The following is a 25,549-nucleotide window of genomic DNA, read 5'->3' as shown; positions in this document are numbered from 1 at the left end:
TCGACACCGTCACCCAGCAGAACGCCGGGGCCTCCGAGGAGATGTCGGCCACCTCCGAGGAACTGGCCGCCCAAGCCGAGCAATTGCAGGAAACCATCGCCTATTTCCGCACCGAAAACGCCGGCCGGAAAAACGCCTTTCCAAGCGCTTCGCTCGAGGCGAAACCAGCCGCCGCGTCATCAGCGGCTAAACGCAACAAGGCAACATCCGCCCGCAAGCCGTCCGCCGGCAAGGCCAGTGGCAGAGGCGAGGGCTTTCCGCTCGATATGACCGGTGGGGCCGATGGCAGGGATGCCGAGTTCGAACGTTATTGAAATCCGATCGGCCGGTGACGGGGCGATGCCCGAAGGGCATGCCGTCTGATTGCCGCGACGAGCGGCAGGAGTGAGGGAACCATGCGTTTTACCGTGAAGTTGAAATTGTCGCTGGCCTTCGGCCTCGCCATCCTGTTTTCGGCGATCAGCGTCGGAGTCGGGATCAACAGCCTGGGCCAACTCGATGACAACCTGAACGACGTCGGGAAAGCCTGGTCGCCCCGTCTGACCCTTTCGCAAAAACTGAACACCCTGCTGCAAATCGAAATTGTCGCGGAAAAGAACGCGATCATTTCGACGACCGAGGCCGAGATCAACGAATACGTCGGCGCCGTCAAGCAGACCCGCGGCGAGATCAAGGTCGTGCGGGACAAGCTCTATGCGATGGCCTCCAGCGAAGGTAAAGCCAAAATCGAAAAATTCGACCTGGGCTGGGAACATTTCGTCACCGCCGAGGACAAGGTTCTCGAACAGGCCCATCTCAATTCCAGCGCGAGGGCCCGGCATCTGGCCGAGGAGGAAGGCCGGCCGGCCATGACGGCGGCGTTGACGCTGCTCGACCGCCTGTCGGAACGCTACGAAACGGGCAACGCCGCAGCCGACCGGATGCGCGCCGCCCTCGCCGTATCCCGCCTGCGCAACGCCGTCACCACGCTCTGGGCCGATGACCAGAGCTTCATTCTGGCCGACCAGATGGCCGAGCTCGCCCGTTCAGAGCCCAAACTCTCCGACGAGGCCAATGCCTTGCGCCGGCAAAAGGATACGCTCAGGGGATTGGTGCCGGAAGAAGACCGCAATACCGCCGAGCAGATCGCCGACGGCCTGGAACGCTGGCTGAAAATTCACGCCCAGGTCGTCGCCATCAACCGTGAAGGCGGCAATATCCGTGCGCAGGAAATCTCCGTCAGTCAGGCGCGCCCTGCGAAATTGGAGATCCAGACGGCCCTCGACGACTATCTGCGTTTCGTGGAAACCAAGTTGAACGACGCCATTGGGGCGGCCGATACGCGATATGAACAGGCCCGGACCACGCTGATCGCCATGCTATTGGCCACGCTGATCGTTTCCCTGCTTTCGGCCACATGGATCATTCTTTCCCTGAATCGCGGCCTGAGGCAGGCCGGAGCCCTGGCCCAGGCCGTCGCCAGCGGCGACCTGACCCAGACGGCGAGCATTTCGTCACGCGACGAAATCGGCGATCTTCTGGGATATATCAACACCATGATCGACCGGCTGCGCTCCGTGGTCGGCAACGTCCTCTCGGCATCGGACAATGTCTCAAGCGGAAGCCAGCAGCTTTCGGCCGGCGCCGAGGAATTGTCGCAAGGCGCCTCCGAACAGGCGGCCTCGACCGAGGAGGCCTCCGCCTCGATGGAGGAAATGGCCGCCAACATCAAGCAGACCTCCGACAACGCCGCCCAGACCGAGCGGATGGCCCGCCAATCGGCGGCCGACGCCCAGAGCAGCGGCGAGGCGGTGACCAAGGCGGTGGGTGCCATGCAGACCATCGCCGAGAAGATCACCATCGTCCAGGAGATCGCCCGCCAGACCGACCTCCTGGCCCTGAACGCCGCAGTCGAGGCGGCGCGGGCCGGTGAACACGGCAAGGGCTTCGCCGTCGTCGCCTCCGAGGTGCGCAAGCTGGCCGAACGCAGCCAGGCCGCCGCCGCCGAGATCAGCACGCTGTCCTCCCACACCGTCAAGGTGGCCGCCGAGGCCGGCGACATGCTGGGCAGACTGGTTCCCGACATCATGAAGACCTCGGAACTGGTCGAGGAGATCTCGGCCGCCTGCCGCGAACAGACCATCGGCGCCGAGCAGATCAACACCGCGATCCAGCAGCTCGACACCGTCACCCAGCAGAACGCCGGGGCCTCCGAGGAGATGTCGGCCACCTCCGAGGAACTGGCCGCCCAAGCCGAGCAGTTGCAGGAAACCATCTCCTATTTTCGCATCGACGATCACGGGCATGGGGGGGCTTCCCCCGCGGTGAAGAGCCGGACCGGCAATTTCGTCCCCACCGATCCGGCCAAGAGAAAAACGTCGGTACAGGAACGCGCCACCCCCCTCAAGGCGACGGCGGGGGCAAGCAAGAAGAACGGCTTCTCACTCGATCTGGCGAGCGGGGGCGGTGATGCGAAAGACTCGGAATTCGAACGTTTCTGAGGAATCGAACATAACCAACATGCCAATCCGGCCCGGCCGAAATTCGGCCGGGCGCCCAAGGAGAGCAGGACATGCGGTTCACGATTAAGGTGAAGCTGATCGTCACTTTCGGCTTGGTCATTCTTCTTTCATCCGTGGCCGCCATCGTTGCCATTACCAGCCTAGCGGCGATGAACGAACGGATCGACGACCTGGTCAATCTCTCGGCGCAAAGGGTCAAACTGGCCGGCACGCTGGAAGCCAAGTTGCACGCCTTGCAGAAAACGGAAAAAAATCTGATCCTGTCGACTGATGATCAGATCACCGAGCGCTATGAGGGCGATCTCCGCAAATTCCGCGGCCAGATGCGTGACGCGATCGACAAATTGACAGCCATCGCCAGCCCCGAGACCAAGAACAAATTGGCGGCCTTCACCGGTGAATATGAAAAATTCATCGCCAGCCAGGACCAAGTCCGCGATCTGGCCCGGCTCAATTCGGAAAATCGCGCCAAGGCCTTATCGGAAAAAGAGGCGAGAGAGAGCTTTTATCAGGTGCTGGGTGTGTTGCAGCCCCTGTCCGACAAATTGGCCAACGAACTGTCGACGCCGGATCGGAGCCGCATGGCGCTGGAAGCATCCCGGATGATGAGCAAGCTTTTCGAGGCCGACAAGGACCAGAAGGCGATGGTCGTCGCCGACAGCGATCAGGAAATCGAGCGTTCAGTCGGCAAGATCGATGCCGACATATCGGAAATCCAGCGTTCACGCGAACTGCTGCGCCGCCTCGTCGGCGATGCGGACAAAGCCACTCTCGACACCTTCGCCGAACGTTTCGGCAAATGGCAGAAGATCACCGGTGACCTGCAACGCCTCGTCCAGGAACATGGGCGGGGACGGGCCTTCGCCATTTCCATCGGAAACCGCGCGCTCGTCCAGCAAATGCAGGAACAGGTCGCCGACATCGTCAGCGTCGCCGAAAAAGAAATGGCCGCCGACAAGACCGCTTCCGACGAAAGCTACCGTTCCACCCGCATGACCCTGATCGTCGTTCTGATCGGCTCGCTGGTGATCGGTATCGGCGCGGCGCTCGGCTTGGCTTACGGTATCGGCCGCGGCATCGGCCGTGCTGTCGATCTCGCCAATGCCGTGGCCATCGGAGATTTGTCCCGGCGGGAAACGGTGTCCGGGAACGACGAGGTCCGGGATCTGGTCGACGCGCTCAACCGGATGACCGCCAATCTGCGTGCCACGGCGGATCTGTCCTCGGCCATCGCCGAGGGGGACCTCAGCGTCGAGGCCAAACTCCTCTCCGACAAAGATACCTTGGGCATCGCCCTGGAACGCATGATCAAAACCTTGCGCGATGCGGCCGACGTCGCCACGGCCATCGCCGAGGGCGACCTGACGGTTGAGGCCAGGCGCGTCTCGGACAAGGATACGCTGGGGATCGCGCTGGAGACCATGCTGGCCAAGCTGCAAACCGTGGTGGCCGACGCCGCCACGGCCGCCGACAATGTCGCCTCGGGCAGCCAGCAGCTTTCCGCCGGATCGGAACAGCTCTCGCAAGGCGCCTCCGAACAGGCGGCCTCGACCGAGGAGGCCTCCGCCTCGATGGAGGAAATGGCCGCCAACATCAAGCAGACCTCCGACAACGCCGCCCAGACCGAGCGGATGGCCCGGCAATCAGCGGCCGACGCCCAGAGCAGCGGCGAGGCGGTGTCACGCGCCGTGGGCGCCATGCAGACCATCGCCGAGAAGATCACCATCGTCCAGGAGATCGCCCGCCAGACCGACCTCCTGGCCCTGAACGCCGCCGTCGAGGCGGCGCGGGCCGGCGAGCACGGCAAGGGCTTCGCCGTCGTCGCCTCCGAGGTGCGCAAGCTGGCCGAACGCAGCCAGGCCGCCGCCGCCGAGATCGGCACGCTGTCCTCCCACACCGTCAAGGTGGCCGCCGAGGCCGGCGACATGCTGGCCAAGCTGGTCCCCGACATCAAGAAGACCTCGGAACTGGTCGAGGAGATCTCGGCCGCCTGCCGCGAACAGACCATCGGCGCCGAGCAGATCAACACCGCGATCCAGCAGCTCGACACCGTCACCCAGCAGAACGCCGGGGCCTCCGAGGAGATGTCGGCCACCTCCGAGGAACTGGCCGCCCAAGCCGAGCAATTGCAGGAAACCATCGCCTATTTCCGCACCGAAAACGCCGGCCGGGGAGTGATCCGCCGACCCCAGGCCGGCGCGGACCACGGTGCGCCGCAAAAACGCAAGAAGGCGCCGCCGGCTCCTGCCCAGGCCACCAGGGCGGCAAGCCATACATCCAAAGGCGGCCAGGGAAAAGCCAACGGCCGGGCCAACGGCTTCTCGCTGGATATGGAAAGCGGTGGCACGGATGCCCGCGACGCCGACTTCGAGCGCTTTTGATGCGGACCGGCTTATACCAGATCTCGGTGATCGGAACCGATCACCGAGCCCTCAATCGCCGGGCGGGTTTCTCCGAAACCCTGGGCTTCGCGCCAACGATGGCGCGGGCCCTCACCGGGCCAGACCAAGTCTTGAGGAACCATCATGACTGAAAGCTCCACCCTGGAAGACGGGGCACAATATGTCACTCTCGGCATCGATCGCGACGTCTTCGCCGTGAATGTCGACAAGGTCAGAGAAATTCTGGATGTCCGCCCCGTCACCAGAATCCCCTATGCACCGTCCTTCATGCTGGGGATGATCGATGTGCGCGGTCGTTCGGTGCCGGTTATCGACCTCCGGACCAAGCTCGGTCTGCCGGCGGTGGAAGCCACCGAACACACGCGCATCATCGTTCTGGACATTGAAACCGGTGAACGGACGCTGACCATGGGGATCCTGGCCGATCGCGTTTTCGAGGTGACCTCTCTCGACGGCAAGGACATCGAGGCGCCCCCCGACGTCGGCATTCAATGGCGGTCGGACTATATCCAGGGAATCGGTCGCCGTGCCGATTCCTTCGTTATCATTTTCGATCTGCGCAATCTGTTTTCCAGCGAGGAGGCGGCGCTGATCATTCCGGCCTCGGCCCCCGCCCCCTCCCACCCCGAGGTATGAAGACCATATGCCACAGACCGCCCAGGACAGATTAAGTCCCCAGCAATTCCGACGGTTGGCCAGTTTCATCGAAGACTACAGCGGCATCAAGATGCCGCCGGTCAAGAAGGTCATGGTGGAGGGCCGCCTGCGGCGGCGCGTCAATATCCTGGGACTGTCCAGTCTCAACGCCTATTGCGACCACCTGTTCGATCACGGCGATCTGGAAAATGAAATCATCCACCTGATCGACGCCGTTACCACCAACAAGACCGAGTTTTTCCGCGAACCGCAACATTTCCGCTTTCTCGTTGAGCAGGGATTACCGGCCCTGGCCAAGGCCGGCGCCGGTTCCAGCCAGCCCCTGCGCGCCTGGAGCGCCGCCTGTTCGACGGGAGCCGAGCCATATACATTGGCCATGGTGCTGAACGAGTTCGGCGCCGCCTATCGCGGATACCGCTATTCCATTCTGGCAACGGATATCTGCACGGACGTCTTGGACAAGGCCTTGACCGGCATTTACCCTGAGGAAATGTCGGAGCCGGTGCCGGAAGCCCTGCGCAAACGCTACTTCCTGAGATCAAGGGATCGTTCGAAACGCGATGTCCGGATCGTTCCCGCCCTGCGCGCCCAGGTTCGTTTCGCCCGCCTCAACCTGATGGAGGAGACTTACGGCGTCAGCGACATGATGGACATCATCCTCTGCCGCAACATCCTCATTTATTTCGACAAACCGACCCAGGAAATGGTGCTGCAACGGCTTTGCCGCCATTTGCGGCAAGGGGGATACCTGATCATCGGCCATTCGGAGGCCACTGCGGGCTTCACCTTGCCCTTGCGTTCGGTGGCGCCGACGGTCTTCATGCGGGAGTAGACCGGTGAGCAAAAAAGTGAAGGTGCTGATCGTCGACGATTCGGCGTCGGTGCGCCAAACGCTTTCCGAAATCCTTTCGGACGATCCCCGAATCGAGGTCTTGGGAACGGCGGCGGATCCCTTCGCGGCGGCGCGACGGATCAGCCAGGAAGTCCCCGACGTCATCACGCTCGATGTCAGCATGCCCAAGATGGACGGGATCACCTTCTTGCGCAAAGTCATGGCGCAGCGGCCCATTCCCGTCGTCATGTGCTCGGCCCTCACCGAGGAGGGCTCCTCTTCGATGATCGAGGCGCTGGATGCCGGCGCCGTCGACATCATCGCCAAACCCCGGGTCGACACCCGCCAGCAGTTGCGGGAGGCGGGCATCCGCATCTGCGACACGGTGGTCGCGGCGGCCTCGGCCAGGCTGCGCCAGCCGGCGGCGCCCGGCATCGCGCGCGCGCGCGATCCCGAAAAAAAACTGACCGCCGACGTCATCATGCCCCCGCCGATCGTCACCCGGACCGCCGCGCGCACCACCGAGCGGGTGATCTGTATCGGCGCCTCGACCGGTGGGACCGAAGCTCTGCGGCACCTGCTGCAAAGCCTTCCGGCCAACACGCCGGGCCTCGTCATCGTCCAGCATATGCCGGAACATTTCACCGCCGCCTTCGCCAATCGCCTCGACAGTCTTTGCGCCATGGAGGTGAAGGAAGCCGCCGACGGAGATCAGGTGATGCGCGGCCGCGCGCTGATCGCGCCGGGCAACCGCCATATGCTCCTGCATCGCAACGGGAACAGCTACCGGGTAGCCCTCAAGGACGGCCCCCTGGTTACCCGCCATCGCCCTTCCGTGGATGTGTTGTTCCGCTCGGCCGCCCAATATGCCGGCCCCAACGCGCTGGGCATCCTGATGACCGGAATGGGGGATGATGGCGCCAAGGGGCTCCTTGAAATGCGCCAGGCGGGCAGCGCCACCGTCGCGCAGGACGAGGCCAGCTGCGTCGTCTTCGGCATGCCGAAGGAAGCCATCGCCTTGGGCGCCGTCGAAAAGGTGCTGCCCCTCGACGCCTTGGCCGGCGAGATCGTCAGAAGCGGGGGCTGATTCCGATAGCCCCTTTTGAGCCACCGGATTCACATCTCCATTCTTATTGTATTATCAACGTGTTAAACGTCATTACGGCAACTGGGGCAAAAGCCCTTCTCCCCTCGTGGGAGAAGGGTTGGGATGAGGGGGCTTCCCGCCGACAGGCGGGAGAAAACTTTCAGGCGTCGTGCGACTTCCCCCCTCACCCTCCCGCTGGCGCGGGCCCCGCCCTCTCCCACAAGGGGCGAGGGAGAAAACTATGAAGCCCGCCCTTTTGACCCTCTTAAGACGCTTTTAAGTATCCAGGAAGCTCCGCAGCTTGCGGGACCGACTGGGGTGTTTGAGCTTCCTGAGCGCCTTGGCCTCGATCTGGCGGATACGTTCGCGGGTGACCGAGAACTGCTGGCCAACCTCTTCCAAGGTGTGATCGGTATTCATGCCGATGCCGAACCGCATGCGCAGCACGCGTTCCTCTCTCGGCGTCAGGCTGGCCAGAACACGGGTCGTCGTCTCGCGCAGATTCGCCTGAATGGCGGCATCGAGCGGCAACACGGCGTTCTTGTCCTCGATGAAGTCGCCCAGATGGCTGTCTTCCTCGTCGCCGATCGGCGTTTCCAGCGAGATCGGCTCCTTGGCGATTTTCAGCACCTTGCGCACTTTTTCGAGCGGCATCGAAAGCTTTTCCGCCAGTTCTTCCGGCGTCGGCTCGCGGCCGATTTCGTGAAGCATCTGACGGCTGGTGCGCACCAGCTTGTTGATGGTCTCGATCATATGGACCGGGATACGGATGGTCCGCGCCTGGTCGGCGATCGACCGGGTGATCGCCTGTCTGATCCACCAGGTGGCGTAGGTCGAGAATTTATAACCGCGACGATACTCGAACTTATCAACGGCCTTCATCAGGCCGATGTTGCCTTCCTGAATCAGATCGAGGAACTGCAAACCACGGTTGGTGTATTTCTTGGCGATGGAGATGACCAGGCGCAGATTGGCCTCGATCATTTCCTTCTTCGCCTTGCTCGCTTCCCGCTCGCCACGCTGGACGGTCGAGACGATACGGCGCCATTCCGACACCGGCAACCCCGCCTCCTGCGAGACCGCGCCGATATCGCCGCGAAGGGTATTCACTTCCTTCGAATATTTGGCGACGAAGTCCTTCCAGCCCTTACCGGGACGCTCGGCGACCCGCTCCAGCCAATTGGGATGCAACTCGTTACCGAAATAGGTGTCCAGGAAATCCTGCCGTTTGATCTTGCAGGATTCGGCCAGACGCAAAAGCTTGCCTTCCAGCCCCATGAGACGGCGGTTCAACTCGTTCATATGATCGACGAGCTGCTCGATGCGGGCGTTGTTGAGATGCACGCCCTCCATCAGATGAACCATCTCGCTCTTCAGCTTGTCGTACTTTTTCTCGACGGCCGGAAGAACGCTCTCGCCCTTGTGCAGGGCGGCCAGACGCTGTTCCTGGACCTTGTGCATCTTGCCGTAGGTCTCGGCGATGCCCTCGAAGGTCTCCAGCACGGACGGCATCAGGGCCAGCTCCATGGCGGCGAGCGAAATCCCGCTCTCCTCCGCTTCGCCTTCCTCGCCATTGGCCGGGGCGCCCTCGCCCTCGGGATTCTCCCCCTCACCCGCGGGCCCTTCGCTTTCGGCCTCGGGTTCGTCGGCACCGGCGGCGACATCCGTCTCGGGCGGGCCGGCCTCCAACTCCTCTTCCGACATCCCTTCGCTGGGGCTGCCATAGGTGGCGTCGAGATCGATGATGTCGCGGAGCAGCATCTTGCTTTCGACCAGCGCGTCATGCCATTCGAGCACGGCGCGAATAGTCATCGGGCTTTCGCAGATGCCGCCGATCATCATCTCGCGGCCGGCCTCGATGCGCTTGGCGATGGCGATTTCGCCTTCGCGCGAAAGCAGCTCGACCGATCCCATCTCGCGGAGATACATCCGGACCGGGTCATCGGTCCGGCCGAGATCCTCTTCGTCGACATTGCCGGCGGCGGACGTCTCGCCCTCGGGCGCCAGTTCCTCCTCGGCCGCCTGGGCCTCCTCGCCCTCCTCGCTCTCGACGAGATTGATTCCCATCTCGGAAAGCATCGCCATGGTGTCCTCGATCTGTTCCGAGGACACCTCGTCGGGCGGTAACGCCGAATTCAGCTCATCATAAGTGATGTAGCCACGCTCTTTGCCGCGGGCCACCATCTTTTTGACTGCAACACCCAGGGTGTCGAGAAGCGGACCGTCAAGGTGCTCTTCCTGCGTCTCAGAGACATCTGCAGTATTCGTTGCTTTGCTAGCCATCCAGTCTCCGCTCCCCACCAATCCGCCGCCGGCTCATCCGGCCGGTCGCCTATTGGCGATGATCCTTTAACCAACTCTCTCAATCGGTTCCGCAACTAACCGTTCGCGAAAAAGCACATTCTCTTTATAAGCATATCCTACTTATACGTCGCTGCTCCGTATCTTGGTCGACCACAGAGCATTTAAATATCCGAAGGTCTCGTCGGACAGGTCAGCCGCCGCCTGATGTTCGGCCTGCTGCAGTTCGACCGCGAGTTCCTTTCCGGTGTAAAGCTTGAATACGTGTTCCCACAATGCGCGCGCAGCCTCGACCGGGGCGTCGGGCTTGATGGTGGCACTCTGATCATGGGCTCTGGCTTCCAGAAGGCAGTCCAACATCTGCGAAAAGCCGCACGAACGTAAATGGCGCTGCACATCCCCGGAATCAAGGCTGCCCCAGACGTCGAGGTGCTTTAAGGCTTCCTGTCGAAGCTTGTCAAGGTCGGAATCGGCGAACCGCAGAATTCCTAGCCTCTCGGCGACCTCTTCGAGGAGGGTCGGATGGTTGATGACCAGCATCAACAACATCTCCTCGGCGCTCTTCGAGGCGGGACGGGGCACCGGCGGCAAACCGGCCCCCGGCAATCGCCCATCGGGGCCGCGATCGACCAGCCGGTGCCTCCTGGCTTGTCCGTTCCCCGGCTTCGCCCCTCCGTTGTAGTACGGGCGTGGCGTCCCGGCCCGGTTCGCGCCACGGGCGGCGCGAAAGGTTTCCCACAGGCGGGAGCGGAAATCGCTGCGGTATTGTTCCTGCACCGAGCGGTCGGCGATGAGGCCGATCTTGTCCATCAGATCATGTTCGAGAGCCGCCCGCCGTTCCGGGGTGTCGAGCGGCCGGCTGGCCGATTCATGGCGCCACACCACCTCGGACAGGGGCAAGGCGCCTTCCAGAACCCGCTGCATCGCCTGCGGCCCTTCGGCCCTGATCAGGCTGTCGGGATCCTCGGGCGCCGGCACCGTCGCGAAACGCAGGCTGTGGCCCGGCTTCAGAATCGGCAGAGCGCGCTCCGCCGCCTTGAGCGCGGCCCGCTGCCCCGCAGCGTCGCCGTCCAGGCAGATGATCGGTTCGGACGCCATGCGCCAAAGCAACTCGATCTGCTGCTCGGTCAAGGCCGTCCCCAAGGGAGCAACCGCATGGCGAAATCCCGCCCTGTTCAGCGCGATGACATCCATATAGCCCTCGCAGACGATTACCGTTCCGACCTCGGCGGCCGGTTCACGGGCCTGCGCCAGACCGTAAAGAACCGTTCCCTTGTGGAATAGCGGGGTATCGGGAGAGTTCAGATATTTCGGCTGCCCATCCCCCAGCGTCCGCCCGCCGAAGGCGATGATCCGTCCGCGCCGGTCGGTGATCGGGAACATTACCCGCCCGCGAAACCGGTCATAGCTTTCACGCTCGCCCCGTTCCGCGGCCTCGGGCGCGATCAGCATTCCCGCCTCCACCGCCAACGCTTCCGGCAGCCCCGCCTGCTTCAGCGCCTGCTTCAGCGCGCTCCGGCTGTCGGGAGAATATCCCAGGCGAAACCGCCCGATGGTCTCATCGTCCAACCCGCGCCGACGCAGATAATCAAGACCGGGACGCCCCACCGGCCCCCGCAGTTCACGTTCGAAAAACAAGCAGGCCTTTTCCATCACGTCGTAAAGGGAGGCCGCTCTTTTCGCCTGCTCCCGCTCTTCGGGAGCCTGAACGGGAACTTCGAGTCCCGCTTCGGCGGCCAATCGCTCGACCGCCTCGGGAAAACTCAAATGGTGGGTCTGCATCTCGAAGGTGATGACGTCGCCATGCGCCCCGCACCCGAAGCAATGATAGAAGCCCTTGTCCTCGTTGACCGTGAAACTCGGCGTCTTCTCATTGTGGAAGGGGCACAAGCCGGAATGTTCACGCCCCTTTTTGGTCAGCCTGACCCTCCGCCCGATCACCGATACCAGCGAAACGCGCGATCTTATCTCGTCAAGGAAGGAGGGCGAGAACGCCATGTCTCTTCTTGGCCCCTTTCATTCGGGGATGCCCTATACCGAAACCGCTCCGACGGAACTGATCAAGCAAGCTTTTGTTTGACGATCCCGCTCGCCTTGGTGAAATCCATGCGGCCGGCGAAACGCTCCTTCAGAGCGGCCATGACGCGCCCCATGTCCTTCAATCCCTGCGCCCCGATATCGGCGACGACGGAATCGACGGCCTCGGCCACCTCTGCCTCCGAGAGCTGCGCCGGCAGGAAGCGCTCGATGATGGTGATTTCCTCGGCTTCCTGCTGGGCCAGTTCCAAACGCCCGCCTTGTTCATATAGGGCGATACTCTCGCGCCGCTGCTTCATCATCGATTGCAGCATCTGGAGAATTTCCTCGTCGGGCACGCCGTCGGCTATGCCCCGGGGGCGAGCCGCGATGTCCCTATCCTTGAGCGCCGCCAGGATAAGCCGCACCGTGGAGACCGTGCGGGCGTCCCGACCCAGCATCGCCGTCTTCAACGCGTCATTAAGCCGCTGGCGCAACATGGCACCCATTGTCATCACCCCTAATCTGTCGGAAGCTTGGGAGGCTACAGGAAAACCGCCTCAAATGCAAATGTCCAACCCTTTGAAAAAAAACGCTTTTCGAAAATCAATCGAACACTTGACGACCCAGGTCTTTTTGCCTATTTACACCAAAATTTGCCAGCACGCATGTGGTCTCCTCCAAGGACCGCCAGAGACGGGTCGAGATTTCGGATCGACGCGTTTCCGATTGCGCGTGCCAGCCACAGCTTAAGTCAAGAGACCCCTCATGCAACAAAAAGCGCCGGACTCCGTCACATTCAGCCCGCAGCCGCCGGGCGCGACGGCCGCTCTCGTGCTGGCCGACGGCACCGTTTTCTGGGGAAAAGGCCTCGGCGCGACGGGCGCCGCCGTTGGCGAAGTGGTGTTCAACACCGCCATGACCGGTTATCAGGAAGTGCTGACCGACCCCAGCTACGCGGGCCAGATCATCACATTCACTTTCCCGCATATCGGTAATGTCGGCGCCAACCTCGAAGACATCGAGAGCACGACCCCGGCGGTTCGCGGCGCCCTGTTCCGGGCCGACGTCACCCAGCCGTCGAACTGGCGGGCGACCCGCTCCCTCGACGCCTGGATGACATCGAACGGCATCGTCGGCATCGCAGGCATCGACACCCGCGCCCTGACGCGGCGTATCCGGGAAAAAGGCGCGCCGAACGGCACCATCGCCCATTCGCCGGACGGCGTCTTCGATCTGGAGGACTTGCGGCGCAAGGCCGCCGATTGGCCGGGGCTGCTCGGCATGGACTTGGCCAAGGACGTCACCTGCGGCCAAACCTACAACTGGGATGAGAGCCTGTGGCGCCTCGGCCAGGGCTATGGACGCCAGGAATCGCCGGTCCATCACGTCGTCGCCGTCGATTACGGGGCCAAGCGCAATATCCTGCGCTGTCTGGCCAACAGCGGCTGCAAAGTCACCGTGGTGCCCGCGACGACCACCGCCGAGGAGATTCTGGCCCACAAGCCCGACGGCGTGTTCCTGTCGAACGGGCCGGGCGACCCGGAGGCGACGGGCGTCTATGCCGTGCCGGCCATCCAGGGCGTGCTGAACGCCGGGCTGCCCCTGTTCGGTATTTGCCTGGGCCATCAGATGCTGGCCCTGGCGCTCGGCGGCAAGACCCACAAGATGGATACCGGCCACCGCGGCGCCAACCATCCGGTCAAGGACCTGGCCACCGGCAAGGTGGAGATCACCAGCCAGAACCATGGTTTCACCGTGGTCGAGGATAGCCTGCCCAGGGATGTCGCCGTCTCGCACCGCTCGCTGTTCGACGGCACCGTCGAAGGGCTCACCGTCGAAGGCCGGCCGGTGTTTTCCGTGCAATACCATCCGGAAGCCAGCCCCGGCCCGCAGGACAGCCACTATTTGTTTGATCGCTTCGTCACGCTGATGGCCGAGAAGAAGTCGAGTGGGACCTGAAGGCGCTTGAGAACGCAAAACGCCGCCACGAACCAAAAACCATGATGCGCCGCCCCTTATGACCGTCATCCCCGCCAAAACGGGGATCCAGGTGCCGGAAAAAAAGCTGTCGCCCCCCTGGTTCCCCGCTCCGGCGGGGATGACGGACGAAGAGGTGTTAAACTTTCAGCCGGGAAATCGGAAAGTCGGATAATGCCCAAACGGACAGACATCAAATCCATCCTCATCATCGGCGCCGGGCCGATCGTCATCGGTCAGGCCTGCGAGTTCGATTATTCGGGCGTCCAGGCGTGCAAGGCGCTGAAGGAGGAAGGTTACCGGGTCATTCTGGTCAATTCCAATCCGGCGACCATCATGACCGATCCCGGTCTGGCCGATGCGACCTACATCGAACCGATCACGCCCGAGGTGGTAACCAAGATCCTGGAGAAGGAGCGTCCCGACGCGCTGCTTCCCACCATGGGTGGACAGACGGCGCTCAACACCGCCATGGCCCTGGCCGAGGCGGGCGTTCTCGAACGCCTCGGCGTCGAGATGATCGCCGCCAAGCGCGACGTCATCGCCAAGGCCGAGGATCGCCTGAAATTCCGCGATGCCATGGACAAGATCGGCCTCGAATCGCCGCGTTCTCGCGTGGTCCGCAGTCTGGCCGAGGCGCGGGAGGCGATGGGCTTCGTCGGATTGCCGTCGATCATCCGCCCCAGCTTCACCCTGGCCGGCACCGGCGGCGGCATCGCCTACAATCTCGAAGAGTTCGAGCAGATCGTCGCCGGCGGCCTGGCCGCCAGCCCGGTCCACGAGGTTCTGGTCGAGGAATCGGTCCTCGGCTGGAAGGAATATGAGATGGAGGTCGTGCGGGACAAGAACGACAACTGCATCATCATCTGCTCGATCGAGAACATTGATCCGATGGGCGTTCATACCGGCGATTCGGTCACCGTCGCGCCGGCCCTGACGCTCACCGACAAGGAATATCAGATCATGCGCAACGCCTCGATCGCGGTGCTGCGCGAGATCGGCGTCGACACCGGCGGATCGAACGTGCAATTCGCCGTCGATCCTAAGGATGGCCGCATGGTGGTCATCGAGATGAACCCCCGGGTGTCGCGGTCCTCGGCCCTGGCCTCCAAGGCGACCGGCTTCCCGATCGCCAAGGTCGCCGCCAAGCTGGCCGTCGGCTATACGCTGGACGAACTTCTGAACGACATCACCGGGGTCACGCCGGCCTCGTTCGAACCGACCATCGATTACGTGGTCACCAAGATCCCGCGCTTCACCTTCGAGAAGTTCCCCGGAGCCGACCCCACGCTGACCACGTCGATGAAGTCGGTGGGCGAAGCCATGAGCATCGGGCGCACCTTCCAGGAGAGCCTGCAGAAAGGCCTGCGGTCCATGGAAACCGGCCTGACCGGGCTTAACGATGTCGAAATTCCCGGCGCCGATGACGGGCGCAACAAGGGCGCCATCAAGGCAGCCCTCTCGCAGCCCCGCGCCGACCGTCTGCTGGTGATCGCCCAGGCGCTGCGCCACGGCCTGTCGGTCGAGGAGATCAACGCCTGCTGCAGCTATGATCCCTGGTTCATCGAACAGGTCCGCGAACTCGTCGAGGCCGAGGCCGAGGTCCGCAAGAACGGCCTGCCGATCGACGCCCCCGGTCTGCTGCGTCTCAAGAAAATGGGCTTTTCCGACGAACGTCTGGCCGAACTTTCCGGCAAGACTCTGGTGGAAACCGCCTTCCGCCGCGAGGTGCTGAACGTCAAGCCGGTGTTCAAGCGCATCGACACCTGCGCCGCCGAATTCCCATCCAACACGCCCTACATGTACTCCTGCTACGAGGGTGACGGCATTCAGCCGGCCGCTTGCGAATCCGATCCCACCGACCGCGACAAGGTGGTCATCCTGGGCGGAGGTCCCAACCGCATCGGACAGGGCATCGAATTCGACTATTGCTGCGTCCATGCGGCTTACGCCCTGTCGGAAGCCGGTATCGAGACCATCATGGTCAATTGCAATCCGGAAACGGTCTCCACCGACTACGACACCTCGGATCGCCTGTATTTTGAACCCCTGACCGCCGAAACGGTGATCGATCTGGTCCGCAAGGAACAGTCCAACGGCCGCGTATTGGGGGTCATCGTGCAGTTCGGCGGACAGACCCCCCTCAAGCTGGCGGCCGCGCTGGAAAAGGCGCAGATCCCCATTCTGGGGACATCGCCCGACGCCATCGATCTGGCCGAGGACCGGCAACGCTTCCAGGCGCTGCTGCAACAGCTGAAGCTGCGCCAGCCCGACAACGGGACTGCGCGGACCCTGGACGAGGCCAAGGCGGTGGCTGAGACCATCGGCTATCCGGTGGTCATCCGCCCGTCCTACGTGCTGGGCGGACGGGCCATGCGCATCGTGCACGACCATGAGGGGTTGGCCCGCTATATGAAGGATGCGGTCGCCGTCACCGGCAACAACCCCGTCCTGATCGACCGTTACCTTTCCGACGCCACCGAAGTGGATGTCGATTGCCTGGCCGACGGCAAGGACGTCTATGTCGCCGGCATCATGGAACATATCGAGGAGGCTGGCATTCATTCGGGCGATTCCGCCTGTTCGCTGCCGCCCCATTCCCTGGCCCCCGACGTCATCGCCGAAATCAAGCGCCAAACCGCTCTTCTGGCCCGTTCGCTCAACGTGGTCGGCCTGATGAACGTCCAGTTCGCCGTCAAGGCGGGCGACATCTACATTCTCGAGGTCAATCCCCGGGCCAGCCGCACGGTTCCCTTCGTCGCCAAGGCCACCGGCATTCCGATCGCCAAGATCGCATCCCGGATCATGGCGGGAGAAAGCCTGGCCTCGTTCCATCTGGCCGAGCGTCCGCTCAACCATGTCGCGGTCAAGGAAGCGGTCTTCCCCTTCGCCAGGTTCCCCGGCGTCGACATCCTGCTGGGTCCGGAAATGAAATCGACCGGTGAGGTCATGGGAATCGACGTCGATTTCCCGAGGGCGTTTGCCAAATCCCAATTGGGCAGCGGCACCCGCCTACCCATCGACGGCACCGCCTTCGTATCGGTGCGCGATGCCGACAAGCCCGGCCTGACCGAAATCGCCCGCAAATTGACCAGCCTGGGCTTCAAGGTCGTCGCCACCAGCGGAACGGCTGCCCTCCTGCGCTCGCAAGGGGTCGAGGTCGGGGTGATCAACAAGGTGCTGGAAGGCCGACCGCACTGCGTCGACGCCATGCTGTCCGGTCAGGTGCAATTGGTGGTGAACACCACATCCGAGGGATCGCAGGCGGTGTCGGACAGTTTCTCCATCCGCCGCACGGCGCTTACCCGCAATATTCCCCACTACACGACGCTGGCCGGCGCCCGTGCCGCGGTTGACGCCATCGAGGCCCTGCGTGCGGGCACACTTGATGTCGCCCCGCTGCAGTCGTATTTTAACAGCTCATTCTAGAGCGCTTGGCGGCCGGGCTGTCCCGGCCGCGAGCCTGTTTTTTGTTTTTTTTCAGGAAGTGCGGATGGTAGAAAAAGTCCCGATGACTCCGGTTGGGTTGAAAAACCTGGAGGACGAGCTCAGACAATTGAAGAACTTCGAACGTCGGGCGGTCATCCGGGCTATCGCCGAAGCCCGGGAACATGGCGATCTGTCCGAGAACGCCGAATATACCGCCGCTCGGGAACGCCAGAGCTTCATCGAAGGCCGTATCACCGAACTCGAAGACATCATTGGCCGCGCGCAGGTTATCGACGCCTCGCAATTGTCGGGTGATACCATTCGTTTCGGCGCCACGGTCACCTTGGCCGACGAGGACAATGACGAGGAGTCGGTCTACCAGATCGTCGGCCTGCACGAAGCCGACATCAAATCCGGCCGCCTTTCGATCCACTCCCCGCTGGCCAGGGCCTTGATCGGCAAGAGCGTCGGCGATTCCGTCGAGGTCAGCACGCCCGGCGGCTCGAAATCCTACGAGATCGTCGCGCTTCGCTTCTGCTGAAGCGATCGTTTCCATCCCAAAAAATTTACGGCCGAATGCGTTGAACCGCATTCGGCCGTAATGCTTTTTCCGAACCAATTGACTCCGCCACCTTTTCGCCACCTCCGGGCATGACCCCGGGTCGTGGCGACAAAGCCGGCCGCGAGACGGGTTCAGCTCAGAATTTCGATCTGCGAAAAGAAGAAGGCGATTTCGTTCGCGGCATTTTCCGGCGAGTCGGATCCGTGAACGGAATTGGCCTCAACCGATTCGGCGAAATCGGCACGGATGGTGCCGGGTGCCGCATTGGCGGGATTGGTCGCCCCCATGATTTCACGGTTGCGCAACACGGCGCCTTCGCCTTCCAGAACCTGCACCACCACCGGACCGGAGGTCATGAAGGTGCACAGGTCATTGAAGAAGGAACGCTCCGCGTGGACGGCATAAAACTTCTCGGCCTGCTCCCTGGTCAGTTGCAGGCGCTTCTGCGCGACGATCCGCAAACCGGCATCTTCGAAACGAGCATTGATCTTACCCGTCAGATTCCGGCGGGTGGCATCGGGCTTGATGATCGACAGAGTGCGCTCAACGGCCATATCTCGATTGTCCTTGTCTGATCGGGCGCGCTCTTTCCCCCGGCGCGCGCCTCGTTATCCCAAGTCCGCCCTTAAGCGGAGGAACGCGGTTATACCCTCTCGCCGCAAGGCTGGCAACGGAGAGGTTGTTCACCGTCATCCGCTCTGAACGGAACGGGCGCCGAACCGTCCGCAACGCTTTACCGTGCCCGGTCCGACGTGATATGTGGCTTCGCGATGCTGCATATCAATGATCTCACCTATCGTATCGGCGGACGGGTTCTGCTCGACAATGCGACGGCGCACGTCGCCCAGGGTCAAAGGGTCGGCCTTGTCGGCCGCAACGGTTCGGGCAAATCCACCCTCCTGAAGCTCATTCTCGGTGATCTGCACGCCGATGCGGGATCCATCGCCCTGCGCCCGCGCGCCCGCGTCGGCTGCGTGGCCCAGGAAGCGCCGGAAGGCGAGGACTCGCTGCTCGACTGCGTGCTGGCCCACGACACGGAAAGAACCGCACTGCTGGCCGAGGCGGAACACAGCACGGACGCCGGACGCCTGGCCGAACTGCACGAACGGATGACGGCCATCGATGCTCATTCGGCCCCCGCCAGGGCCTCCGCCATTCTCGCCGGACTGGGCTTTTCGCCGGAAGCGCAGGCAAGGCCCGTGGGCAGCTTCTCGGGCGGCTGGCGGATGCGCGTGGCCTTGGCCGGCGCCCTGTTCGCCAATCCCGAACTGCTGCTGCTGGACGAGCCGACCAACCATCTCGACCTGGAGGCCAGCCTGTGGCTGGAATCCTATCTGGCATCCTATCCCGGCACCCTGCTCGTCATCAGCCACGACCGCGGCCTGCTCAATGTGGTTGCCCAGCGCATCATCCATATCGACCAGAACAAACTGGTCTCCTATGGCGGAAATTACGACCGTTTCGAACAGATCCGCCGGGAAAAGAGCGAGTTGGCGGCCAAGGCTGCCGGCAAGCAGTTGGAACAGCGGCGCAAGCTGCAATCTTTCATCGACCGCTTCCGGGCCAAGGCGACCAAGGCAGCCCAAGCGCAAAGCCGCGTCAAAATGCTTGAACGTTTGGGCCCTCCCATCTCGGTGATCGAGGAGCGCCCGGTCAGCTTCGAATTTCCCGACCCGGAACCGATGTCGCCCCCCATCATCGCCATCGATCACGGGGTCGCCGGCTATGGACCGGGCAAAACCATCCTGCGGCAACTCTCCTTGCGCATCGATATGGACGACCGCATCGCGCTCCTGGGCGCCAACGGCAACGGCAAGTCCACCCTGGCAAAGATATTGTCGGGCCGGCTGGACCTGATGGAGGGCGACTTGCGCCGGTCGCCGAAACTGCGCATCGGCTATTTCGCCCAACATCAGACCGAAGAACTGAATACCGAGGAAACCCCCTTCGACCATATGCGCGCCCTCATGCCGCAAGCCCTGGAATCGAAGGTGCGGGCTCAGTTGGGCCGTTTCGGGTTCGGCCAGGAGCGTGCCGACGTCAAGGTCGCCAATCTCTCGGGCGGAGAAAAATCCCGGCTGCTGTTCGCCTTGATGAGTCGCGACGCTCCGCATCTGATGATTCTCGACGAGCCGACCAACCATCTCGACATCGACAGCCGCGAAGCCCTGGTTTCGGCGCTGAACGCCTATGAAGGCGCCGTGGTGCTGATCAGCCATGACCCGCATCTCATCGAACTGGCGGCCGACCGCCTCTGGCTGGTGGCCGACGGCCAGGTTTCGCCCTTCGAAGGTGATCTGGACGCCTACAAGCGGATGCTGCTCGACCGGGCCCGCGAAGCCCGGCGGGAAGGCCGCGACCCCAAGGAGGCCGGCCCCAATCGCAAGGATGAACGCCGGGCGGCGGCGGAATTGCGTTCAATGCTCGCCCCCTTGCGCAAGGCCGCCCAACAGGCCGAAAAACGTGTCGAGCAATTGACCGGAAAGCAGTCCGCACTGCAGGAAAAACTGGCCGACCCCAAGCTTTACGAAGGCCCTCCCGACAAGGTGGCCGCCTTGCAGCGGGAGCTCGGCGAAATCGGCAAGGCCTTGGCGGATGCCGAGGATGAATGGCTGGAAGCGCAGACGGCGCTCGACGAGGCGGCGGGTTAGAGCGCGTTGCGTTTGGACTGCATCGCGCTCGTTAGCCTGAGCGGGTGAGAGGGGCAAAAGGGCGGTCAAGAAGCCCTTCTCCTCTCGCGGGAGAAGGGTTGGGATGAGGGGGCATCCCGCCGACAGGCGGAAGAAAATACTCAGGTTTTATGCGACTTCCCCCTCACCCTCCCGCTAACGCGGCCCCCTCCCTCTCCCACAAGGGGCGAGGGAGAAGGCGGTGAAGATCGTCGCTTTTTGCCCCTCTTACCTGGGCGGCGTTTGAGTATTTCAAGCGGAGCGCAAACTGCTCCAGGGACCCAAACGCCGGCCGGGGTGGTTTTCCTACTTCGTCAAAATCTTCGGCACGCTGTTGCTCTCGCTGCGCAGACGATAGGCGTCAGGCATACGCGATCCCAATAGCGGACGCAGATACATGCGGAAGGCGTCGGTGATGTCGGTGCCGGACGACGCGATGAACTCATCGGGCATCGTCCGCGTCTTGCCGGCGACCGCGGCCAGCGGCGCCAATTTATAGTCCACGGAATAAAAGCCGGTGCGCTGGATGGTCACCGAGCCGTCATTTTCGCCCCACATGGCATATTGCACGGCCTTTTCCCCGGCTTCGCGAGCCTCGCGCTGATCGACATCGGAGACGCAGCCGATGAAGGAACGTTGCAGATATCCCAAGGTATCGCCGCGCACCCGCTTGATGTTGAGCTTGGTCCGAATCGTCTCGGTCAACAGATCGGCCAGACTGCTGGTCCCGGAAAGCTGGACATTGCCATGGGCGTCGCGCTCCTGCACCTTGGCCAGCTTGACGGCGATCGGCACGCCCGAGGAATCGTGGATCCCTTCGGAAACGGCAATCACGCAGCGACCGAAACGTTCATAGGTATCCTTGACGTCGGACAGGAAACGATCGACGTCGAAATCCCGCTCCGGCAGATAGATCAGATGCGGTCCATCGTCGGGAAATTTCTTGCCGAGCGCCGAGGCCGCAGTCAGAAAACCGGCGTGGCGCCCCATCACCACCGCCAGATAGACCCCCGGCAAGGCCCAGTTGTCGAGATTGGCCCCCGTGAAAGCCTGGGCGACGAAACGCGCGGCGGAAGGAAAGCCCGGCGTATGGTCGTTCAGCACCAGATCGTTGTCGATGGTCTTCGGGATGTGAATGGTGCGCAGCGGATAGCCTTCCCTTTGCGCCTCCTCGCTGACGATACGCACGGTGTCCGAGCTGTCGTTTCCGCCGATGTAGAAGAAATAGGCGACGCCGTGTGCCCGCAGGACCTTGAAAATTTCCTGACAATATTTGAGATCGGGCTTGTCGCGCGTCGACCCCAGGGCCGACGACGGCGTCTGCGCCACCATCTCCAGGTTGTGAGTGGTTTCCCGCGTCAGATCGAGAAAATTCTCGTCAACGATGCCGCGGACGCCGTTCAAGGCGCCATAAACCAACTCGACATTAAGGAATTTCCGCGATTCGAGAACCGCCCCAACCATGGACTGATTGATCACCGCGGTTGGCCCACCCCCTTGGGCCACCAACAACTTGCCTTTCAACATTGCTCTCCTCCTGCCACGGTCTCAGATCATTTCAGTCGGCGCCGGCAGCCCCGCCAACCACGGCACCATCCGGTGCATTCGCCCTGGCTTTCTCCTGCCACCCACCACGATCGGTCTGTTGATAGTAAGTGAGATCAAAGCCAAGGCCTTTCCATTCCTTCCACAAAACTCTCGACGCCTGGACTGCCGCCTCGTCGTTACCGTCGAACAAAGTGAGGCACCGTTCGAAATCGGTCAAATGAGTAGAAACCACCCCATCAGTCAGCAACAGAATTTTGGCGTTGTTGGGGTTTTCGTCTTCCGCCGTCAAATAGATGGGCTGCAGGCTCGCCTCTCCGTCCCTCGCGGTACCATGCGGAATCCACGATTCGGGTTCGCTCGTCCACAGCAACTGATCGAGAAAGGCGATGCGTTCCACCGAACCGGCCATGACCACCGCCCTTTGACCGGACTGCAGCACCTTTTCAAGAAGCTTGGGCAACGCCTGCTCCAGCGAGGTCTTCTGCAAGTGGTAAAAGCCGATACGCGGTGTCATCGGTTCATTCTATCCTTGCGAAAAGATCGGCGACCAGATGATCGAGGAGGCGCACCCCGAAGCCGGTTGGCCCTTCGGCGGCCAGCGGCCCATCCTCCTCGGCCTCGGACAGGCCTGCAATATCCAAATGCGCCCAAGGAATAGCCCGAGGAACGAAATGCTGCAAGAAACGCGCGGCATGCAGGGCATCGGGTCCGTCGTCATCCGGGCCGCAATTGCGGAGATCGGCCACCGGACTCTTCAGATCCTCATCATAAGCCTCGGTCAGGGGTAGTCGCCACAAGGGCTCGTCCTCGGCCTCGCCGATGGCCATGAGCCGTTCCGCCAGGACATCGTCGGTGCAAAACAGTCCGGCCCGGTGGCGGCCGAGCGCCACTTCCACAGCACCGGTCAGAGTGGCCAGATCGATGATCTGGCGCGGCCGATAGCGGCTGGCCGTGAAAGACAGGGCATCGGCCAGGATGAGCCGCCCCTCGGCGTCGGTATCGACGATCTCGACACTGAGCCCTGCGTGACTGGACACCACGTCGCCCGGACGGCAGGACGAACCGGACGGCATGTTTTCCGTCAGCGCCAGAACGCCGATCACCTCGACGGGAGCGCGCCGCGCCGCCAGGGCGTAAAGGGCGCCGACCACCGCCGCGGCGCCGGCCATGTCTCCCTTCATTTCCTCCATGTCTTCCGACGGCTTGATGCCCAATCCCCCGGAATCGAAAGTAACCCCCTTGCCGACCAGGGCGATGGGCGACGTCCGCCGACGGCGCCCCGACCACCGCAGCACGGCGAGGCGCGGGCGGTGGATGCTCCCCTGTCCGACGGCCTGTAGAAGACCCAGATCGTGTTCTAGGGGATCGAAGACGTCGCAGGTAACCCCCTGCTCACGCAAAAGCTCCAATCGCTCGATGAAATGCGAGGGAGTGAGTTCGTTGGCGGGCGCCACCACCAGATCGCGGGCCAGGGCAACACCATCGGCACATGGAGCGAGGCGGGCGAAATGCGCCGACGCGGCAGCCGGATCGCTGGTCACGATGCTCGCCGAAACGAAGCTCCATGCCTCGTCCGGATCGACTTTGGATTTGTAGCGCGCCGGTGGGCGCCAAGCCCTGAGGCGCATGCCATAAGCCAATTCGGCGGCCTCGGCGGGGGAAAGATCGAGCACCACGTCCAGATGCTCGATGCCGCTTTCCGCCAATTCGGCGAACAGATTACCGCCGATCCGACGCAACCGCCGGCCATCCTGTCCGGCCTCCGGTCCCATGCCGACCAGGACAAGCCAACCGGAGGGCGTGCAAACGGGCAAGACATCGTCGTCATCGCCGCCGAAGTGATGCTTGCCGGCAAGAACGCAGCCAATCACCCCCGTCTCCGCGTCGGCCGCCCGGGCCGACGGCAGCAGTTCCTCATCGGGACGAATTCCCACGGCCCGGGCACCCGTCCCGGCCGTCGCAGAAAAGCCGATGGTCAGCAAGACATTACTTCTGCTCGTAGTTTTCCGCCACCAGACGATCCAGCAGGCGGACGCCGAAGGCCGTCGCCCCTTTCGGCGTCACCGGCCCGTCCTTCTTCGCCCAGGTCACGCCGGCGATATCGAGATGGGCCCATTTGGTATCCTTGACGAAGCGCTTCAGGAACATGGCGGCGGTAATGCTTCCACCCTCGCGCCCGCCGGTATTCTTCATATCGGCGATCTCGGACTTGATCTGCTTGTCGTAAGGGTCGTCGAGCGGCATCCGCCACAGCGGCTCGCCCGACGACTTGCCGGCGGCCAGCAGTTTTGCGGCCAGATCGTCATCGTTGGCGAAAAGGCCGGCATAATGATCGCCCAGCGAAATGATGATGGCCCCGGTCAGGGTCGCCAGATCGACCATGATCCGAGGCTTGAATCGGTCCTGGGTGTACCAAAGCGCATCGGCCAACACCAGGCGTCCCTCGGCATCGGTGTTGATCACCTCCACCGTCTGGCCTGACATGGTGGTCACCACGTCGCCCGGACGCTGCGCGGTGCCGGACGGCATATTCTCCACCAGCCCGACGACACCGACGACATTGACCTTGGCCTTGCGCAGGGCCAGTGCCTTCATCAGGCCGATGACCACGGCGGAGCCGCCCATGTCCCACTTCATGTCCTCCATGCCGCCGGCCGGCTTGATGGAGATTCCGCCCGAATCGAAAGTCACGCCCTTGCCGATGAAGGCAACCGGCGCCTGGCTGTCGTCACCCGCGCCCATCCAACGCATCACCACCAGCTGCGATTCCCGCTCGCTGCCCTGGCCGACGCCCAGCAACGCCCCCATGCCCAGCTTGCGCATCTGCTTTTCGCCCAGCACCTCGATCTCGACGCCGAGATCGCTCAAGGCCTTGGCCTGGGTCGCCAGACTTTCCGGATAGATGACATTGGCAGGCTCGGAAGCCAGATCGCGGGTCAGGAACACGCCTTCGGAGATCCCCTCCAGCGGTGCGAACAACCGCTTGGCCGCAGCTGGTTCGGCAAGGGTGACGACCAGCTTCTTGACGCTGGGCTTGTCTTCCTTCTTTTCCTTGGTCCGGTATTTATCGAACCGATAAGACCGCAGCTTGGCGCCGAAAGCGGCATGTGCGGCCAGATCAGCGGCACCGGTCGGCGCGCCTTCGATCCCATCGACGGCCAGGGTGACGATATGATCGCCGGCCGCCTGTAAATGAGCCAGGGCGTTTCCGCCGAAAGCCTGAGCAGCCAGGACATCAAAGGATTGAGACTTCCCCAACCCCAGCAGCAGCAGACGCTGCGCCGGGAGGCCTGCGGGGGCTTGCAGCAACAGGGACTGATCCTTCTTGCCCTCGAAGCGGCTGCCAGCCATGGCCCGGGCGATCAGCCCGCCGGTCTGTTCATCGATCAGTCGGGCGGTCGCCGTCAATTCGCGATTTTCCAGGATACCGACAACCAGCGCACCCTCGGTCGGCAAGGCCGCCTTGGCAAAGGAGATCTTCATCGAATGGATGTCCTCAAATCAGGAAATTGCATTTTGTTGGATCACTGTAACACCAGCCCCATCCATGAAAAGGGGGCCCTTG

17 protein-coding genes and 1 pseudogene are annotated in these 25,549 nt (G+C 62.7%); 10 read left to right on the top strand and 8 right to left on the bottom strand.

Annotation, left to right across the window (positions count from 1 at the left end):
- The 6 genes and pseudogenes from CWS72_RS21240 to CWS72_RS21215 form a co-directional block, all read left to right on the top strand.
- A pseudogene (locus CWS72_RS21240) lies at window positions 1-314 on the top strand (methyl-accepting chemotaxis protein); the annotation flags it as partial.
- Window positions 315-395: 81 nt separating this feature from the next.
- Window positions 396-2,480, top strand: coding sequence for a HAMP domain-containing methyl-accepting chemotaxis protein (locus CWS72_RS21235; protein ID WP_146002831.1), 2,085 nt, complete (start codon window positions 396-398; stop codon window positions 2,478-2,480).
- A 71-nt stretch (window positions 2,481-2,551) separates the two neighbouring features.
- On the top strand, window positions 2,552-4,882 hold the full coding sequence (locus CWS72_RS21230) for a HAMP domain-containing methyl-accepting chemotaxis protein (protein ID WP_101252649.1): 2,331 nt from the start codon (window positions 2,552-2,554) through the stop codon (window positions 4,880-4,882).
- 144 nt (window positions 4,883-5,026) lie between these two features.
- A complete protein-coding gene (locus CWS72_RS21225) occupies window positions 5,027-5,539 on the top strand; it encodes a chemotaxis protein CheW (protein ID WP_101252648.1) in 513 nt (170 codons plus the stop codon).
- Between the two features lie 7 nt (window positions 5,540-5,546).
- A complete protein-coding gene (locus CWS72_RS21220) occupies window positions 5,547-6,392 on the top strand; it encodes a CheR family methyltransferase (protein WP_101252647.1) in 846 nt (281 codons plus the stop codon).
- A 4-nt stretch (window positions 6,393-6,396) separates the two neighbouring features.
- The gene (locus CWS72_RS21215) at window positions 6,397-7,479 is read left to right on the top strand and encodes a protein-glutamate methylesterase/protein-glutamine glutaminase (protein WP_101252646.1); all 1,083 of its coding nucleotides are present in this window, start codon (window positions 6,397-6,399) and stop codon (window positions 7,477-7,479) included.
- Window positions 7,480-7,755: 276 nt separating this feature from the next.
- On the opposite strand, the gene rpoD is transcribed toward CWS72_RS21215, so the two are convergent.
- From rpoD to CWS72_RS21200, 3 genes are all read right to left on the bottom strand, one after another.
- On the bottom strand, window positions 7,756-9,762 hold the full coding sequence (gene rpoD, locus CWS72_RS21210; RefSeq protein ID WP_101252645.1) for an RNA polymerase sigma factor RpoD: 2,007 nt from the start codon (window positions 9,760-9,762) through the stop codon (window positions 7,756-7,758).
- 141 nt (window positions 9,763-9,903) lie between these two features.
- Window positions 9,904-11,778 carry a DNA primase gene (dnaG, locus tag CWS72_RS21205; protein ID WP_101252644.1) on the bottom strand — a complete coding sequence of 625 codons (1,875 nt, stop codon included), beginning with the start codon at window positions 11,776-11,778 and terminating at the stop codon, window positions 9,904-9,906.
- Window positions 11,779-11,840: 62 nt separating this feature from the next.
- On the bottom strand, window positions 11,841-12,296 hold the full coding sequence (locus tag CWS72_RS21200) for a GatB/YqeY domain-containing protein (RefSeq protein WP_101252654.1): 456 nt from the start codon (window positions 12,294-12,296) through the stop codon (window positions 11,841-11,843).
- Window positions 12,297-12,564: 268 nt separating this feature from the next.
- Between CWS72_RS21200 and carA the strand changes: the two genes are divergently transcribed.
- From carA to greA, 3 genes are all read left to right on the top strand, one after another.
- Window positions 12,565-13,758, top strand: a complete 1,194-nt coding sequence (gene carA / locus CWS72_RS21195; protein WP_101252643.1) for a glutamine-hydrolyzing carbamoyl-phosphate synthase small subunit — start codon at window positions 12,565-12,567, stop codon at window positions 13,756-13,758.
- A gap of 192 nt (window positions 13,759-13,950) precedes the next feature.
- A complete protein-coding gene (gene carB / locus CWS72_RS21190; protein WP_101252642.1) occupies window positions 13,951-17,205 on the top strand; it encodes a carbamoyl-phosphate synthase large subunit in 3,255 nt (1,084 codons plus the stop codon).
- Window positions 17,206-17,269: 64 nt separating this feature from the next.
- The gene (gene greA / locus CWS72_RS21185) at window positions 17,270-17,746 is read left to right on the top strand and encodes a transcription elongation factor GreA (protein WP_101252641.1); all 477 of its coding nucleotides are present in this window, start codon (window positions 17,270-17,272) and stop codon (window positions 17,744-17,746) included.
- Between the two features lie 152 nt (window positions 17,747-17,898).
- Here the strand turns inward: greA and ndk are convergent, their stop codons facing one another.
- Window positions 17,899-18,321, bottom strand: coding sequence for a nucleoside-diphosphate kinase (gene ndk / locus CWS72_RS21180; protein WP_101252640.1), 423 nt, complete (start codon window positions 18,319-18,321; stop codon window positions 17,899-17,901).
- Between the two features lie 216 nt (window positions 18,322-18,537).
- On the opposite strand from ndk, the gene CWS72_RS21175 reads away from it, so the two are divergent.
- A complete protein-coding gene (locus CWS72_RS21175) occupies window positions 18,538-20,418 on the top strand; it encodes an ABC-F family ATP-binding cassette domain-containing protein (protein WP_101252639.1) in 1,881 nt (626 codons plus the stop codon).
- Between the two features lie 324 nt (window positions 20,419-20,742).
- On the opposite strand, the gene CWS72_RS21170 is transcribed toward CWS72_RS21175, so the two are convergent.
- Genes CWS72_RS21170 through CWS72_RS21155 form a run of 4 tightly spaced genes read right to left on the bottom strand, consistent with a single transcriptional unit; the run spans window position 20,743 to window position 25,467 of the window.
- Complete coding sequence (locus CWS72_RS21170) at window positions 20,743-21,963, bottom strand: 6-phosphofructokinase (protein WP_101252638.1); 1,221 nt, start codon at window positions 21,961-21,963, stop codon at window positions 20,743-20,745.
- A 31-nt stretch (window positions 21,964-21,994) separates the two neighbouring features.
- Window positions 21,995-22,498 carry a DNA polymerase III subunit chi gene (locus CWS72_RS21165; RefSeq protein ID WP_101252637.1) on the bottom strand — a complete coding sequence of 168 codons (504 nt, stop codon included), beginning with the start codon at window positions 22,496-22,498 and terminating at the stop codon, window positions 21,995-21,997.
- Between the two features lie 4 nt (window positions 22,499-22,502).
- Window positions 22,503-23,966, bottom strand: a complete 1,464-nt coding sequence (locus tag CWS72_RS21160) for a leucyl aminopeptidase (RefSeq protein ID WP_158240754.1) — start codon at window positions 23,964-23,966, stop codon at window positions 22,503-22,505.
- A gap of 4 nt (window positions 23,967-23,970) precedes the next feature.
- The gene (locus CWS72_RS21155; protein WP_101252635.1) at window positions 23,971-25,467 is read right to left on the bottom strand and encodes a leucyl aminopeptidase; all 1,497 of its coding nucleotides are present in this window, start codon (window positions 25,465-25,467) and stop codon (window positions 23,971-23,973) included.
- Window positions 25,468-25,549: the final 82 nt, after the last annotated feature.

The sequence above is a fragment of the Telmatospirillum siberiense genome (genome assembly GCF_002845745.1).
Taxonomy (GTDB): domain Bacteria; phylum Pseudomonadota; class Alphaproteobacteria; order Rhodospirillales; family Magnetospirillaceae; genus Telmatospirillum; species Telmatospirillum siberiense.
The sequence above is the reverse complement of the archived record's forward strand: the minus strand, read 5'-3'. Positions and strand labels throughout refer to the sequence as shown.